The organism is Jezberella montanilacus (assembly GCF_003003055.1).
Classification (GTDB): Bacteria; Pseudomonadota; Gammaproteobacteria; order Burkholderiales; family Burkholderiaceae_B; genus Zwartia; species Zwartia montanilacus.
In genome coordinates this window covers 247,911-264,027 of the sequence record NZ_PVTV01000012.1, presented here as the reverse complement: position 1 = coordinate 264,027, position 16,117 = coordinate 247,911, and the positions used below count along the sequence as shown (strand labels likewise).

The following is a 16,117-nucleotide window of genomic DNA, read 5'->3' as shown; positions in this document are numbered from 1 at the left end:
AGCAGTGCTGGATTGATCATAGCCCTTACCGCTGGGTTGCTGATTATCCTGAATCAATATCCCGCTTTGGTCAGTCTCGATCCAAAATATCGGATCTCCACTTCTGCTCTTGGCCTGATTTGCGCATTTGCAACGAGCCTTGTCAGCCCCCGTGCCGGTTTGATCGGTGTCATGTTTGCCCTGCCTTTGCAGCCTAAGCTTGCGTGGCAGATTCAACAATATTTTGGTTATGGGCGGATACTGCCTGTACACAACGCGGGTCTTGACTTAGTGGCTGGATTGGCACTTGGGACGTTAATCAATGGCATCTGGCGACGGCGATTCTGGCGCGATACGATCGCAATGCCTTGGCCGGTGGGCTTAGCTATGCTTTTGGTCACGTTTTCTGCAATCGTCGCGATTGCCAGAAATTTAAAACAAACGTCTTCTTTCTTCCGCTTCGACATTCTGGTTTACAACCTTTTTCATCTTCGCTCGCTCGACTGGCACGATGACTTTCGTCCGCTTTTCGACTGGGCAGTGTATGGCTGTGCATTTTTATTCATTGCGCTACTCGTCCCACTGTTAAAGGCACTTAAAAAGCGAGAGTATTACTTATTTATCCCTCTGATTGTGGCACTGGTGATGGCCGCAATTGTTGGGATTCGACAGTCTCTATACGGTATCGGATTTACCGCAGTTCAAATGCTTTTTCGCTCTGAAAGCTTCGGCTTTATGGCCCTCGGTTTTCAAGATGATATTCATTCGTTTGCTGGCCAAATGCTGATTGGGGCAATTGGGCTCTGGGGCTTGATCTACTGGTCAAAAAATCTACCCTTGCGCGTTGCTCTTGTCTTAGGGGTAATTCCCTTATCTTGGGTCGCTTTATTTTTAAGCAAATCAAAAGCTACCTTTGCGCTTGCTTTGCTGACGCAATTATTGGTTTTGCTCTGCTGGTTAAATAGGCATCGCCAGTATTTTTGGCCAATTGTCCTAGGGTGCGTTGCAACTCTATTCATATTTTTATTAGGCGGCCTCTTCTTTAGCGAATCGTGGCTCGCTTTCATCAAGAGTAGTCTGCAACTTGCTGGGGTGAGGGATCTGGCTGCATTTAACCTTGCGCTCTCTTATCGCCCCGAGGTGTATGCCGCGGGTTTGAAAATGTTTTCTCTGTTCCCAATATTTGGCATGGGCCAGGGTGAATATTATCGACAGTCTGCAAATCACGATCTAACTCACTCTTTCTTTTTAAGCATTCAGCAAAATGGCGAAAATGGACACAACTATTTCCTTCATACACTCGTTGAAACCGGTCTCGTTGGGGGTATCGTCTTTGGCATTCTCCTAATTTATCCAATCGTTCTTACCCAAAATCGACGGGCACTGATTCCAGCAGCGATCGGTTTGGGTGCTATCTTGATTGGCAACATCTTCGCGCACTCGTTATTAGTCCGAGAGACCTTGCTCATCGCTGCAAGTATGTTAGCTTTGATGTATGTCTATGCAGAGGCAGAGAACGACTCGTTTACTCTGAGCACTAACGAATCGATTAACGAAAAGCCGAGTAGGGCACTTAAAGGCCTAGCGAGCGCGAGCCTATGTGCAGGACTGGGCGTATTGGCAGTGGTCATAGGGATCATGACATACAGCGCCCAAGCTCAATTCCCGTTCACTGTTGACACCCAGTGTTATAAAAATCGACCAGTAGATCCCGACGGATGGACCGCGGGTCTATTCGAACTGCCGCTTACGGACGATGTCACGTCGGTAACTATTCATTTAAAGCCCAACCAACTGATTCTTGATCAACGTCCTTTGGCTATGCAATTTTCTTTGCGAGACCTGAATTCCACACTCTTGTCGTCACAGTCTTTTAGCTTGACGCAAGCTGGGCCGAGAAGTTTCACGATGGAAGTACCTGCAGACTCCTTGTTGAAGCGCTCACAGAAAATTCTGTCGGTCACACTTGAACGATGCTTTATTCCCAGAAACTTAGGAATCAACGAAGATAGCCGACGCCTCGGTGTACAAATTGAGGGTATCGATATCAATACCGATTAGCTGATGCGCTTCACAAACTTTCGCCCGAAGCTAATACCGCGTAATTCAACGCATCGATATAAAATATAAGAAGTCCCGAACACAAAGGGCGCGGTGGCGGTCAGCGCAATTAAAAACCGAAGTCCGGGTGCGATGTTTAAATAGCCCTCGCTCTGAATCAGAAGATACACACATCCGGTCACGACAAAGATATGGGCCAGATAAATAGAATAAGAAATCTCGCCAAGAAAATGCAAGGGTCGCCCACTAAGCCAGCGATTAAGTTTAGGTTGCGCGCCTGAGATCACGATAAAGAAAATACCGTAAAGCAAGATAACTGGCTTGGTCAAGGGCGCAATGCAAACGAGACCGAGCAGTATATAAAACACACTGGTCTTTGTAATGCTGTTGCCTGTCTGGCGATGGTGCCTGAGCCAGTTAGCTGCGGCCATACCAGCGACAAAAGCGTTAAGTCTGTAGGTAATAAAACTGGGTTGCCCAAAATGTGCCAAGCTACCCGCATCAAGATAGTTACCTAATAATCTCGGGCTCAACAAAGCTAAAACGACACTCGCCGCTACAAGCAGGATTTGCAATTTCTTGGTCCGAAACGAAAAAAGTAGCAAGGGAAACAATAAGTAGAACTGCATCTCAAGTGAGAGGCTCCAGTCCGGTAGCGGGGTGCTTGACTGCATTCCCGGGATAGCACCATAAGCAAAACTAAGATGCGCCAGCCACCAGTGTGGGGACGTGACCGCCCAGGCTGTCACCGGGTGGTAATTCGCCTTATCAGCTATCCAGGGAGGCGGGAAGATAGTCTCAATCTGATCGTGCATCGTTGCCAGCGGATCTGCCAGCAGGAAACAAACCCCGAGCAAGACAAAGTAGAGAGGTGCGATTCTGAATAAGCGTGCGATATAAAACTTGATGGCAGTCACACCAAACAGTTGATCGTAGCCGTGCCGACCTTTCCAGGTGTGCACCATCAAAAATCCAGACAACACCATGAACAAATCAACAGCGAGGGGATGCAAGGCGAGCAGTTTATTTGAGTATCCAACTGCTTTGGCCAGATGACCGGTATAGACCCACAAGGCAAGACCAGCACGAAACCCGTCAAGCGCCGCAAGATGTGAATACTGATCTGATTGGCGCTGTATCATCTCAGTTGCAGGTGTAATCCATCTGAGTGCTGCTGTTTCTGAAGGGATCGGTCAGCGCATCAGAGTACTCACCCAGCAACAGCCTCTGCTTAGGCAGAAAATGCGCCCTGAAGTAGCGACTAGCCGTGGCAATCGTATTGCCACGTTCGGTTAGCTTGACGCAACCGTCTTTGATCGCAATCGTACCGGACTGCTGCTGCTCGGTAAGGCGTACGTCGACCAAGCGATGCTCTTTGACATACTCTTTGGTGAAGACTTGATCGAAAGCGTCGAACTTAATCCCGCCACCCCGTTGCTGGATTTTTTCTAGGATGTAAAAGGATAGAGAACGATCAATCACCGTTGGTACTGAGATCGCAAACGAATAGCCCAACAGCAGCCAGATACACAGCAATTGAAGGCCTTCAAACAAACTGAATACCCTAAACCATTTGATGGTGACAATCAAAGTGATAGCCACAGCCGCTGCAATAACAGCATCGATGATCGAGCTATAAAACAAAACATTGACTTTAAAATACGCAATGTGTGCGTAATAGATCGCGAGTAACAAGACCCCGTATATGGCGGTGGCGACGATCAGTTTGAGGTATTTCATACTTTAAACACCATGATTTTGTTGCCAAGAAAACTCAAAATAGTTTGAATAACCGTGGCGAGTAAAAAGCTTAAGCGGTAATCGGTGCCGTAAATATCGGTAGACACATACATGACACAAAAATGCACACCAGCAAGCGTCACTGATAAAGTGACGAACCGAGCGATCTGTTTTTGAACCGGCTCTTCCGAGTTGTTAAATACAAAATAACGGTTACCCAAAAACGATGCGATGATGCCAAAAACAGAGGCCATCATATTCGACAGGCCGGCTGACTGCCAAAGCAGCACTTTTAAACAAAAGGTGAGCACTGAAAAGTGCACGATGGTTGCAATAACACCGTTAATAAGAAACTTGGCTGGTTGAACAAGCGTTAGAAGCGACTCGCGATTAAGTCTGCTCAGCATGTGTAACCGTATCGATTAAGGCAAGGTAGTCCACGGGGTTGGTTGTCCCACTGCGAACAATACCGGTCAACATCAAGGTCATTAAGGTGAGCGCACCCGTCTGCATAAACACCAGCATCAGTATGCCCAGTGCCACCGAGAACCAGCCCGGCGTCGCAAAACCCATGAGCTTGAGGGTAATAGCCAAAAAACTGACCAAAACGGATAATGCTGCGATCAACGCGCACGCGATGCCGACACGCACCAAAACGTCTTCAGCAAACACCATGAGGGCCTTGAAGCCATGCAAAGCGAGCCCCACAAAGTTCATCTTGCTTTGACCGGCATAGCGTGGCCCTCGGTCAATCAATTGCGATGCAATACGCATCTTAGAGGTCAAGGTGCAACCAGCGACGTGAGTCCAAAGCTCTTGCATAGCAGCGAGACGTTTCACCGCATTAGGTTTGAGTGCCATATAGTTGCCGAAGCTAATTTTGCGCCCTGTCAGCAACTGAAACAGGGCTTTGTAAACGACATAAAAGGCTTTAAATCGCCACGTCTCGATCCGGCTCTTGCGTTGGGCGACCACGACATCTACATCAGGTGATTGCAAGGGCGCGACCAACTCTCGAATCGATTCCGGTGTGTCTTCACCGTCAGAATCCATCACGACGGTAAAGCTCATATCGGGCAATTTATCTGCAACGTAACTCAAGCCCAGCGCAATCGCGCGCTGATGTCCGACGTTACGTTTAAGTGAAATCACGACTCCTTTCAATCCGGCGGCTTCGATTGCTTCGATTTGCACCGGCTGCCTCACTGATCCGTCATCCACCACCACCACGTAAGGTCGATCACCGTACTGAGCGTTTAAGGTTTGAAAAAGGCGGGTTGAGGCCTCACGATCTTCGTAGACCGGCATAACGACAGCGAAGGGCTGATCCGGAGTGTATGAAGACATGAGTGTTGGCCGCTTGGTTTAGAGCACGGTTTTAAAGTACGCGATGGTGCGAGCCAGGCCTTCTTCTAGCGCCACCGTCGGTACCCAACCCAACAACTCTTTTGCTTTCGAAATATCCGGGCGACGCTGCTTGGGGTCATCCTCAGGCAGGGGGAAATGAATCAGCTTGCTCTGAGATCCCGTTAGTCTTAAAACACGCTCTGCGAGCTCAAGCATCGTGAATTCGCCAGGATTGCCAATATTGACCGGTCCCGTGACCGCATCATCAGCGTTCATCAAACGGATAAAGCCTTCGACGAGATCATCGGCATAACAAAAACTGCGCGTTTGCGAGCCCTCACCATAGACGGTTAGGTCTTTGCCCTGCAGGGCTTGCACGATAAAGTTACTCACGACACGACCATCGTCTGCGGCCATGCGTGGGCCGTAGGTATTAAAGATCCTGACCACGCGAATGCGAAGCTTATGCTGGCGGTGATAATCAAAAAACAAAGTCTCAGCCGCGCGCTTGCCTTCGTCGTAGCAGCTGCGGATGCCAATGGGATTGACATGACCCCAGTAACCTTCTGGCTGGGGGTGCACAATCGGATCGCCATAGACCTCTGAAGTCGAGGCCTGAAATATCTTCGCGTTGGACTTGCGCGCGAGTTCGAGCATATTTAACGCACCCAAGACAGACGTCTTCATGGTGTGCACGGGATCATGCTGATAATGAACAGGTGACGCTGGACAGGCTAAGTTGTAGATCTCATCCAGGCCATCAATGTGGATTGGATCAACCACATCGTGCTCGATCACTTCAAAGTTTGGATGACCGAGCAACTGCTGGACGTTTCTGCGGTTGCCCGTGAAAAAGCTGTCAAGCGCGATGACACGGTGCCCCTGAGCGGTCAGCCGGTCACAAAGGTGTGAGCCTAAAAAACCTGCACCACCAGTAACTAGAATCTTTTTCATGCTCATCTGCGACAAGGTTTAAACACGGCCGACGCCGGCATAATGAAAGCCGTGCTGCTTCATGACGACTGGATTCAGATGATTGCGCCCATCAAACACAATGGCGGCTTTGAGCGATTGTTTCAAAGCATCTAAGTCTGCTGTTTTATATTCGGCCCATTCAGTCACGAGTGCCAGCGCATCAGCGTCTTGAGTCGCAGCCATGGCATGATCAACCAGCGTTAAACGACCATTGCGAATCAGATCGGCAAATACTTGTTCAGCGACCTCTTTGGCGACGGGGTCGTGGGCGACGACTTGTGCCCCGGCATGACACAGGGCACGAATCAAATCGATAGACGATGCTTCGCGCATATCGTCGGTCTCGGGTTTGAAAGCGAGGCCCCAAACGGCGATCTTGCGGCCAGTGAGGTCTTTGCCCATTTTGGCGACGATATGCTCAAACAAATATTGCTTCTGTTTTTTGTTGCGCGACTCGACACCGTTTAAAACCAGCGGCTCAACGCCCACGCTCTGCGCGATCCGCACCAGCGCTTGGACATCTTTAGGGAAGCAAGAACCACCATACCCACAACCTGCTTTCAGAAAGGCTGGGCCAATCCGACTGTCCATACCCACGCCTTGACGAACGTCTTCGACGTCAATGCCATAACGGTCGCAAATATTGGCAATCTCGTTCATGAAAGAGATGCGGGTAGCCAACATCGCATTGGATGCATACTTAATCAGCTCAGCTTCTTTAACCCCCACTGTCAGCAGCCGCTTTTCGTCATCCACGAAGGGGCGATACAGCTTAAGCATGTTTGCTTTGGTGTTTTCATTATCGGTGCCAATGACGATGCGATCAGGTTTGAAGAAGTCCTCAATTGCAGCGCCTTCTTTCAGAAACTCTGGGTTACTGGCAACATCAAACTCAATAAAGCATTTACGCTGAAACAACTGCCACGCGACTTCGCCTTTGACCGATTCTGCAGTACCAACTGGCACGGTCGATTTGTTGATCACAATGGCGGGTTGGGTCAGCTGTTGGCCGATTTCGCGGGCGGCCGCTAAAACATACCGCAAATCAGCTGAGCCATCTTCGCCTTGCGGTGTACCCACAGCAATAAACACTAGCGTAGGTTCGGTGGATTCAGACTCGACCTTGGTCAAGCCAGCCTTGATACCTAGCTCAAAAGTCAGATATTTGTTCGATACCGCAGCATCGACAATTTCTTTGAGACCGGGTTCATAAATAGGTATTTGACCCGACGCTAGCTTGGCTAGCTTTTTGGGGTCGGTATCTACACAAACCACTCGATTTGTTTTGTTCGCTAAACACGCAGCGGTGACCAGGCCGACATAACCTGCACCTACAACTAAAATATTCATAAGGACCAGACTTGATTTGTGTAAATTCAATACCTAAGGCTAATTATAGCGACTGCGTGGTTTACTTAATACCTTCAGATCGAGCACAAACGCTGCTGGATACAAGCTTCACTTGGTCATTCAATGACTTTCTGAGCTCATCATCTGGCAAAAAATACTTGAAGTAGCCATCTATCCTTGTACTCGGCGCCAGGCATGGATCAGGGTAACGGTAACCCGGGGGGATATTCCCCGAGTAACCATTGATGGTTCTCAAGTGGTGATCTTGGGCGTAGATGACCGCGTCAACTTCTGTCAGCAAATACGTCTCTTCGCTGTCAGCCGTTAAGAACAAAATATTGTCTTGCTCGAGCGGTTGAGTGATCAAGTCTGACAGGTGTCGACTTCTGTCCAGCCAATCCTGCTTGGCAACGTGCAAAAAGTTGTAATGGCTCGCTTCACAGGTCGCCCCAAAGCCCACCAATAGGCCGAGGATTATTTTGGCCAATTGAGGTCCTCGCGATTCAAGTAATGCCTGCATGGGTAGCGCGACAAGCACGGCGACGGGCATCATCATGACCAGCACGACTCTGGATACGGCGCGAATCGATCTCAAAGCGGGCAATTTTTCAATTGCATTTAAGTACAAGGAATGGCCGTCAACGGACAGCGTAAGAAAAAACAGCATGGCCAAGGCGATGCTTGAAACGCGTCCAACCAAAAGTATGGCGCCCCAGGTATCAGGTCTGATTTTTTTTAACCAGCAATAGGTCAACCCGGCCAGGCCCAGCAGCAAAGGCCCTATGCCCAAAAACAACTGTTGTTCATGCCGCACGGGGATATCAGTAAAGTGTTTACCTATCCAGCCAGTGAGCTGGGACCCATCGCCCGCCAAATAGCTTGCCGGCCTTGGCAACATTGGTTTGATGTCTTCAAGCGTCCGAGAAAAATGGTACATCAAGGCAATTTTCTGGTACTCACGTAAAACCAGCGCAGCCGCGCAGACCGCCAGCGCAGCCAAGACGAACCACGCGATAGTGATGATCCATCGTGGTGGTGGGTTGACTGGCACTTGAGGCCGTGTTGAAAGCAGTCTGCAAAAAACATAAGCAACAAACATCGCCGACAACAAACAAACGAGAAATAAACCTAAATAAATCGAACAGAGCGTTTGCATGGCGCACCATAGCCCTGTCTTTGCGAGATCGATTAGCCGAAAGCTAGACAGGGCGCGATACCAAGCACCGAACGCCAATGGCGTAGCAAAGCGATAGACTAACTGGGCATGGTTTTCTTTATGCAACACAGGTAAGGCAAACGCAAAAACGAAAGCCCCGATCGCGGACGCTAACAGTGAAAATCCAAGGCCGCGTAATACCCACCAACACACCCAAAAATTCAAGAGATTGCCAGTGATGAACCAGAGTAAAAACGCGTCCTCACGCGTAAAACCGGCAACCCGCGCGACAATGTAGCTAGCGGCTGAGCCAAAATGATTATCGCTAAACGCGAGCACCCCTCTGAAAGGGAAAAAATAATGCGGGCTCCAAAGGCTGGATACTTGACCCGTGACCCATTGGTAAAGGTGCTCGAGCACAATGCTGTTAAAGCGCGCATCGACCAGATCGCCCGGCATTTGTTGAAACCAACCGACCGTCGGCATCAAATAGCAGAGCAAGCCTGTTGAAAAGATGACGGCAAGGCCCAGCCATTCAAACCAAGCCAGTCGTTTGTTGCTTGCCCTGAGCGACTGGGTCTTGGCTAAAGGCGTAAGTAACATTGATGCTTGCCTAAGCTCTAGTGACGTACAAGTTTAAGCAACTGAAACGCGCTTTCTTGCCAAGTCACATACGGCATATCAGTCGATACGGGATGTTTTTGGTTCTTGTATAAGGCTAACCAATCAACCACGCCTGCTTTGATTTCGCGAGCGGTGAACCCATCAAAATAATAGGCATAGTCGCCCGCGACTTCTCTAAAAACAGCGAGGTCAGTCGCTAAGAGCGGCAAGTCATAGGATGCCGCCTCGATCAACGGCAAACCGAAACCTTCACCCACCGACGCCATAATCAGCGCATCGCAGGTCTCGTAAAGCTTTTGCAGATATTGATCGCTGATGCCTTCAAGCCAGAAGAGTTTTGCACCGGCTTGGGGGTGACCGCGCAACTTTTCAGCAAGGCCGTCGATGTTCCAGCCAAATTTACCCACAAGAACGAGCGTGATATCTTCACCCGCAGACCACAATTGCTCAAACGCCAACAGCACTTGTTCGTGATTTTTTCTGGGCTCTATCGTGCCAACCATTAAAAAGGTAGTCGACGTTTTGATTTGTTTTAGTAATACCTCCGCGTCAGCGTCAATCCCAGTTGTTGGCACAGAGTTATCAATATCGCAACCCAGCTGAAAATGCGTGATGCGCATTGGCTTTAAGCCCTCAGCTTTGGGTAGAAAATCGGCTTTAATCTCATCCGCGACTGCCTTGGATATGCAAATCAACTCTTGTGCTTGCATCACCGTGCTGAACCACTGCGTAAATACTGCCTCAATCCCCAGCGGAAAATTTTTGGGCATAGTGATAGGCAGCAGGTCATAGACAACAAACTTAACCTGCACACCTAGGTTACGCATGTGCCGCAGCAGTACCTCGCGTGCGGGGACAAAAGATGGATGCAAATCTAAACCGAGAAAAATATCTCGATCGGTAAAAAGCACAGCTTCGTCTCGCAAGCTTGACTCGTGACGAGTACCGCCCCCTTTGGCTTCATCCGTTGGAGTTAACCAACGCTGCATGAACTGCGCTGCATGGCGATAGCCTTCATAGTCTGGCGTCGTGTAAACAGGCAATATCTCAAAACCAGACGGTGGTTGAGTGACAAAGGCATGCAATAACGCTCTGACCACGCGCTGTATTCCGCTCTTGGCATCCATCGCCACCAGCATTGAAATATCCACACAAATCCGCCTGGCTTCGCGGGCAGTTTGATTTCTGGCGAGCGCCTGCGCTAGCCTGAAACGGTTGTGCGCGCCCCACCCCTCAAGATTTAGCGACGAGATCGATGCAATCAAATCACGGCCAATTGATCCTTGGCTGCGGATTTTTCTGGCGGTACTAAGCTGCAGACCAGTCGCACTCGCAGAGGGTTCTGAACCAGGGATTGCCGTTTGAACCAGCTCTATTGCCTTCTGATAGACCTCAGCCACTTTAATCTTGGTCAGGCAACGTAGTCCGTAAGGACACTGTTCTTTAGCCGCGATATGGCAGGGTGAGCATTCCTCTGCCGTATGCAAAACGATTGAACGACCGAAGACTGGCGCCCACTCAGCGACTGTTTCGTGACCGCCATAGATACCGAGCACCGTGAGTCCAAGGTATGAACCGATGTGCGCACCAAAAGAATTATTCGCAATGCAAAGACTGCTGTCAGACAGGGATTCGACCAAGGCGTCGTAAGCCAAGGCAACATGGATCTTTATCTTGGGCGATTGCTCGGCCAGAAACGGACGAGCTTCTTTATCGCTCATCACGTAGACATGGATGTTATCTACTGCTGTATGCTCCGCCAGCTTACCAACCAGGTCTTTGAAATTGGCAACCCCCCACTCTTTGACCTCATTGCCCGCATAGGGAAAGACGGCAATCGACCCACCCCCAGCGTCTGCTTTACGTGCAAATTCAGGTGCGGCGAGGTAGTCGTCGTCACGGCCAGGAATCGCGTCAATCAGCGCAAGCATTTGCTTGGCAGTTGATTGCTCGTTCAGGCGTGTTTTCTTGTATGACACATCTTTGGCGGAAGGCAACAATAAATTGATTTGCTGATCGAGCTCACGATTAAAAGTTTGGTAAGCAACCTTCAATCTCGCCCCTACCGCAACTAATAGTTGGCGCCCATCTGGCTGGCGTCTCAAATCAATCGCAATATCGTAGTGATCTGGCAGTTTCTCAATAAAGCCTTTGATCGCGGCGCTATTAGCACTGGGCGAAGCTGCAGATTTTTGCTTGAAAAAATCGAAAGTGTAAATTTGATTAAAGACACCCAGACTGCGCGCCAGCGGCAAACACCAGCTTCCGACCACTGCGTCAATTCGAGCAGCAGGATAGCGAGCGCTGAGTTTCTTGATGGCTGGGATGGCCAAAATAAAATCACCCAGGTGGTCGAGCTTGATCAGCAAGATATCTTGAGCAGCTGCGGCCAGGGAATGCCCCTCATTGATCACCAGCTGAGATATGCTGGGCGCCGCCGTCGTGTCATCTGAGGCAAACCGCGCCATACTTTGCAGTGCGACGCGAGCACTCGCATCCCATGAGAAAGTCTGGTGATGCGCATCGCCATGCGCAATCAGCTTGGCTTTGAAAACATCATCTGTCAGCGCTTGTTCGAGCTTGGCAGCGATACTGTTAACCGAGGTCGGATCGAATAAGGCCTCAGGCAACCCGATCACTTCTGGCAAGCTGGAGGCGTTTGCGGCAATAACCGGCGCCCCACAGGCCATGGCTTCAAGCGGCGGCAAGCCAAAACCTTCGTGTAATGAGGGGAAGATAAAGAGCTCGCAACAGTTATAGAGCTTGAGCAAGTCTTGATCTTCGAGATATCCAGTGATGATCAAGTCTGTATCACGCAATCCTGCTTCTTTTGCGGTCTTTCTAAAAACCGACGTGTAATCAATCGGCATTTTGCCGGCGAAGACCAGTTGGCGCGCCTGTCTGACATCGCGCGGCAATTGGGCATATGCTTGAATCAAGCGAACCAGATTTTTTCGCTCATCTGCGCCACCCGTATACATAATGAACGGTCGATCGATGTCGTATTTTTTCTTCAGTGCGGCAGTCTCGTCAGCAGACAGAGATAACTTTTTGAACGAAGCGTCACAGGCACCAGAGATGTTGATGACATCCGCTGGTGCCGACCGGAGTGCAGTCAGCGCCTCTTGCCGTGCACTTTCAGAAATCGCTAACAACAAATGACTGTTGCGCAATGAATTGATTTTGCGCTGATAGAAATCCTGATGCAGTTTGCTGCTCAAAAAATGTTTATCAGGGCTGATGAGCGGGATCAGGTCATACAAGATCACGGCTGTCGGGGTCTTTTTATCAAACACCCCGACGCTCGTCACCGTGTCGTCACCCAAACCTTCAAAGAGACTGGTGATCAAAACGAGATCGGGTTGAAGACTCTCAATAAACGCTTCTCTGATTCGCTCTGAAACCTCACGCCGCTGGTGATTGGACGGATCAACCTCGCGCGTCGGACCCATACCATCCCACACCCGAATCTGCTCTTGAGGCAGTAAGCCATCAAACGCTGCACGAATCGGCGCAACGGTATCGACCAGCAGACTGTTCAATACCAAAATAATTTCGTGACCCACGGCGTTGCGCACGATCGCTTGCGCAATGGACAAGGAATAACGCCCTATCCCACGAAAACGGCTCTCAGATTGAGCCCCTTGCATGTCAATGACGATACGCATCAGTGCTTCTCTGTCTCTTTAATGGCCGAATCCAGTTCATTGAACAGATGCCTGACGGCTTGAGGCTGATCAGCCAGCATCTCTTCATCAGCCACATTCAAATCATTTGAGCCCGGACTTTGCTGAGCTTTGTTGGACTGATTGCCTAAATTTAATATTTTGTGAAGCAAGTCAAAAACGCCAAGGCGCTCACTCACTTTGATTAAAAACCTGTGCAGCTTAGGTTGGCTATTTATAAAAGACTGCGCTCGTCTCAAAACAGCAAAAATGATCTTTTTAATTAGTCGCTTAACCCTAGGTATCGGGCGACGAGCCTCAATCAATGTCAAATGATCTTGAATCCTTTGCTGATGAGCCTCACCCAGCCGAACCCGCTTATCGTAGCGTTGATCTAAATCATGCAACGCCCGAGTGAGCTGAAGCTTGATATCAGCCATCTCATCATTAACTTGAGCGTCATACCGAGCAGACGCATACCCGAGTGTTATCCCAAAGTCTCTGTCAAAAGCATGGCTTACCATCGTCAACAGCTCGGGAGTTGCCGTTTTTTGTGCCACCACTGCATAGTCAGGGCTGACACCAGCAAAAACATCGTAAATCTTATGGTCTCGCTCTAGATCCAGACCAGACGGCTCTTGCAACCGTAAAATTTTTGTCCGATGAAAACCATAATATTCGGGCAAAAATTCCATCAGCAAAGGAGGTAGCGGCCGTTCGTGCGTGGGATCAAGATAGAAGTTAGCAGTGCCGACGAGGATATTTTCTGGATTCGGGGTCTCTAGAATCAACAATCCGCCTGGTAGCAAAACCCTTAGCGCTTCTTGTACGACATGCTGTAACACTTCGAACGGGATGTGCTCGGCGAAATGAAATCCCGATACGACAGCCTGGCTATTGTCCGCGACACCTCTTAAGGCGGCGAGCGCATCTTGCGTGCGAACGTTCAACCCTCTCAACCGACACTCAGCAAGCATGCCCTCGTCGAGATCAATACCGTGTGCTTGAAACCCAGTCTCAACCAACAACTCTAGCCATTCGCCCCGGCCACAACCTAGATCAATCGCAGGTGCCGCTGGGTACTGCTTGAGCAGCGGTTCAATCAGCGGCAAATATACTCGCTGTCTTTGCTTGATCACCTCAAGCGAACCTCTGTGTTTGTCTTCAAACGCACGGTAAAAACCATCTGTCATCGCTTGCACTCCATGATGGGCGGCAACCAGTTCACACCGACAAAATAACCCTTGTCTACATTAATGACGTCAAAGACAGCCGCCAGATCGCGCCACTCATAATTTTGAGAAATATGTGTATCTGCTGTATGCAAGGCTGCTGAGATCGAATAGCTGCCTACCCCTAAATTCGCAGGGAAGCTAAAGCTATACGTCATCCGGCTACCCGCGCTAATTCGTTCGAGTTTATTGTCCAGGTGGTGGGTATTCGTGCCGAAAACCGCCTGACCAAGACGATCTTTAATGACATAACCCAGCACTAATTCTGGGACATCCTGATGGGCCAATATCTCAACGATTAGCTTAATTGGCTGGCCAACGCCGACCACTTCAATTGCTTGCCCGGCCTCGTCACAGATTGAAACTTTTTCCATGGTGACCTCGCCAGTCCCGGATATGGTCTGCACTTTACCGTCGGCATTGGTCGTTTGTTTGACAGTCACATTGCCACGTTTTGCCAGCAAAGCGTTGTAATAATCCATGACTGCGGCAGGCTCACCCTCCATGGATAGTTGCCCTGCATCGAGCAAAATGGCCCGATCGCAAATGCTCTGGATAGAATTCTTATCGTGAGACACAATCAATAGCGTCGTCCCTTGCTGACCAAAGGCTCTGATCCGGTCGAAACTTTTATGCTGAAAATAGGAGTCCCCCACTGACAGGGCTTCATCGACGATCAAAACGTCTGGCCGCTTGGCAGTGGCCACGCTGAAGGCCAAGCGCATTTGCATCCCGCTTGAATAGACTCGAACCGGTAAATCAATGTAATCGCCGATTTCAGCGAAGGCCTCGATCTCTGGCATCAGTTGTTCGACTTCCTGCCCGCTCAAGCCCAGCAATTGACCCGCCATCATCGCATTCTGACGACCGGTGAAGTCAGGGTGAAAACCCATGCCCAGTTCAAGCAAGGCGGCGACGCGGCCCGTGATATGCACACTGCCCGAGGTTGGTTGGGTAGTGCCGGTGATCATTTTTAAAAGCGTGCTTTTACCGGCGCCATTGATGCCAATAATGCCGACTGCTTCGCCCGGTTGGATGGCAAAACTGATATCTTGCAAGACCCATTTCAGTGTCGATTGAGCCTTCACCCAGGGCAGTATCCATTCGGCCAACCGCGCCCACCGATTCGCGTACTGCTTGTAAGCCTTGCCAAGATTGGTAACTGTAATCGCACCCATCAGAGCTCATCCACCATTTCGCCGGAATGCTGTCTAAACAACCGCAATCCGAAGGCACAGAGCAACACGGCTAACGTCGTCACCGGCCAGAGCGACAACCAATTCGGCCACAGGCCTTCGACTAAAACGCGCTGATACGAGGCAATCAGCGGCGTCATGGGATTGTATTGAACGGCGCTTTGCATGGTCGCGGGCAAAATTGACAGGGGATAAACCACAGGGGTCAGCCAGAACCAGAACTGCAAGACGACTGAAAAGAATTGCCCGACATCTCTAAAAAAAACGTTTAAGACACCCAGACTCACACCTAAGCCGATCGTAAACAGTGTCTGAATAAGAAGCAAAGGAATCAGCGATAAAAATGCCATCCCTGGAAATAACCCTGTAAAAATCAAGAACACCGTGAATAAGCCAAAGATGATCAAGAAATTGACCAAAGCATTCACCACAACGATGACGGGCAAACAGAGCCTGGGAAAACTGATTTTCTTGAGCAGATTAGCTTGCTCAAGAAAAATGTTTTGTAAGCGACTCACAGTTTCAGTGAACAAACCCCACGTGAGGACACCTGCACAAAGGTAAATACTATATGCAAACTTGGTATCGACGCCGGGTAACTTGGCGCGCATGATTTGCGAGAAAATGACCGTATAAACAACGATCATCGAGAGCGGCTTGATAATCGTCCAGACCGCGCCTAGCAGTGCGTTGGTGTACTGGCTCTGAAACTCACGCTTAACGCTCTCGAAGATAAAGCCCCGGTAACCCCAGAGGGCGGCAAACATGCGCATCGCTTAACCTTGATGGGTG

12 protein-coding genes are annotated in these 16,117 nt (G+C 49.7%); 1 reads left to right on the top strand and 11 read right to left on the bottom strand.

Annotation, left to right across the window (positions count from 1 at the left end; all coding sequences use genetic code 11):
* Positions 1-12 precede the first annotated feature (12 nt).
* Positions 13-2,040, top strand: coding sequence for an O-antigen ligase family protein (locus BCM14_RS07090; protein ID WP_259673474.1), 2,028 nt, complete (start codon positions 13-15; stop codon positions 2,038-2,040).
* Here the strand turns inward: BCM14_RS07090 and BCM14_RS07085 are convergent.
* The 11 genes from BCM14_RS07085 to BCM14_RS07035 form a co-directional block, all read right to left on the bottom strand.
* Entirely contained in the window at positions 2,037-3,182 is a 1,146-nt protein-coding gene (locus BCM14_RS07085) for an acyltransferase family protein (protein ID WP_106227297.1), read from the bottom strand. The genes BCM14_RS07090 and BCM14_RS07085 overlap by 4 nt on opposite strands.
* Before the next feature lies 1 nt (position 3,183).
* Positions 3,184-3,780 carry a hypothetical protein gene (locus BCM14_RS07080; RefSeq protein ID WP_106227296.1) on the bottom strand — a complete coding sequence of 199 codons (597 nt, stop codon included), beginning with the start codon at positions 3,778-3,780 and terminating at the stop codon, positions 3,184-3,186.
* Complete coding sequence (locus tag BCM14_RS07075) at positions 3,777-4,187, bottom strand: GtrA family protein (RefSeq protein WP_106227419.1); 411 nt, start codon at positions 4,185-4,187, stop codon at positions 3,777-3,779. The genes BCM14_RS07080 and BCM14_RS07075 overlap by 4 nt, the downstream gene beginning before the upstream one ends.
* On the bottom strand, positions 4,171-5,127 hold the full coding sequence (locus BCM14_RS07070) for a glycosyltransferase (RefSeq protein ID WP_106227295.1): 957 nt from the start codon (positions 5,125-5,127) through the stop codon (positions 4,171-4,173). The genes BCM14_RS07075 and BCM14_RS07070 overlap by 17 nt, the downstream gene beginning before the upstream one ends.
* 18 nt (positions 5,128-5,145) lie before the next feature.
* Positions 5,146-6,081 (bottom strand): UDP-glucuronic acid decarboxylase family protein, encoded by a 936-nt coding sequence (locus tag BCM14_RS07065; RefSeq protein ID WP_259673473.1) that lies wholly within the window; start codon positions 6,079-6,081, stop codon positions 5,146-5,148.
* An 18-nt stretch (positions 6,082-6,099) separates the two neighbouring features.
* Positions 6,100-7,452: a UDP-glucose dehydrogenase family protein gene (locus BCM14_RS07060; RefSeq protein WP_106227293.1), complete on the bottom strand. Its 1,353-nt coding sequence runs from the start codon at positions 7,450-7,452 to the stop codon at positions 6,100-6,102.
* Positions 7,453-7,513: 61 nt separating this feature from the next.
* Positions 7,514-9,211 carry a hypothetical protein gene (locus BCM14_RS07055; protein WP_106227292.1) on the bottom strand — a complete coding sequence of 566 codons (1,698 nt, stop codon included), beginning with the start codon at positions 9,209-9,211 and terminating at the stop codon, positions 7,514-7,516.
* 17 nt (positions 9,212-9,228) lie between these two features.
* A complete protein-coding gene (locus BCM14_RS07050; protein WP_106227291.1) occupies positions 9,229-12,900 on the bottom strand; it encodes a glycosyltransferase in 3,672 nt (1,223 codons plus the stop codon).
* Positions 12,900-14,090, bottom strand: coding sequence for a class I SAM-dependent methyltransferase (locus BCM14_RS07045; RefSeq protein WP_106227418.1), 1,191 nt, complete (start codon positions 14,088-14,090; stop codon positions 12,900-12,902). Before BCM14_RS07045 ends, BCM14_RS07050 begins: the two co-directional genes overlap by 1 nt.
* Entirely contained in the window at positions 14,087-15,307 is a 1,221-nt protein-coding gene (locus BCM14_RS07040) for an ABC transporter ATP-binding protein (RefSeq protein WP_106227290.1), read from the bottom strand. The genes BCM14_RS07045 and BCM14_RS07040 overlap by 4 nt, the downstream gene beginning before the upstream one ends.
* The gene (locus BCM14_RS07035) at positions 15,307-16,098 is read right to left on the bottom strand and encodes an ABC transporter permease (protein ID WP_106227289.1); all 792 of its coding nucleotides are present in this window, start codon (positions 16,096-16,098) and stop codon (positions 15,307-15,309) included. The genes BCM14_RS07040 and BCM14_RS07035 overlap by 1 nt, the downstream gene beginning before the upstream one ends.
* Positions 16,099-16,117: the final 19 nt, after the last annotated feature.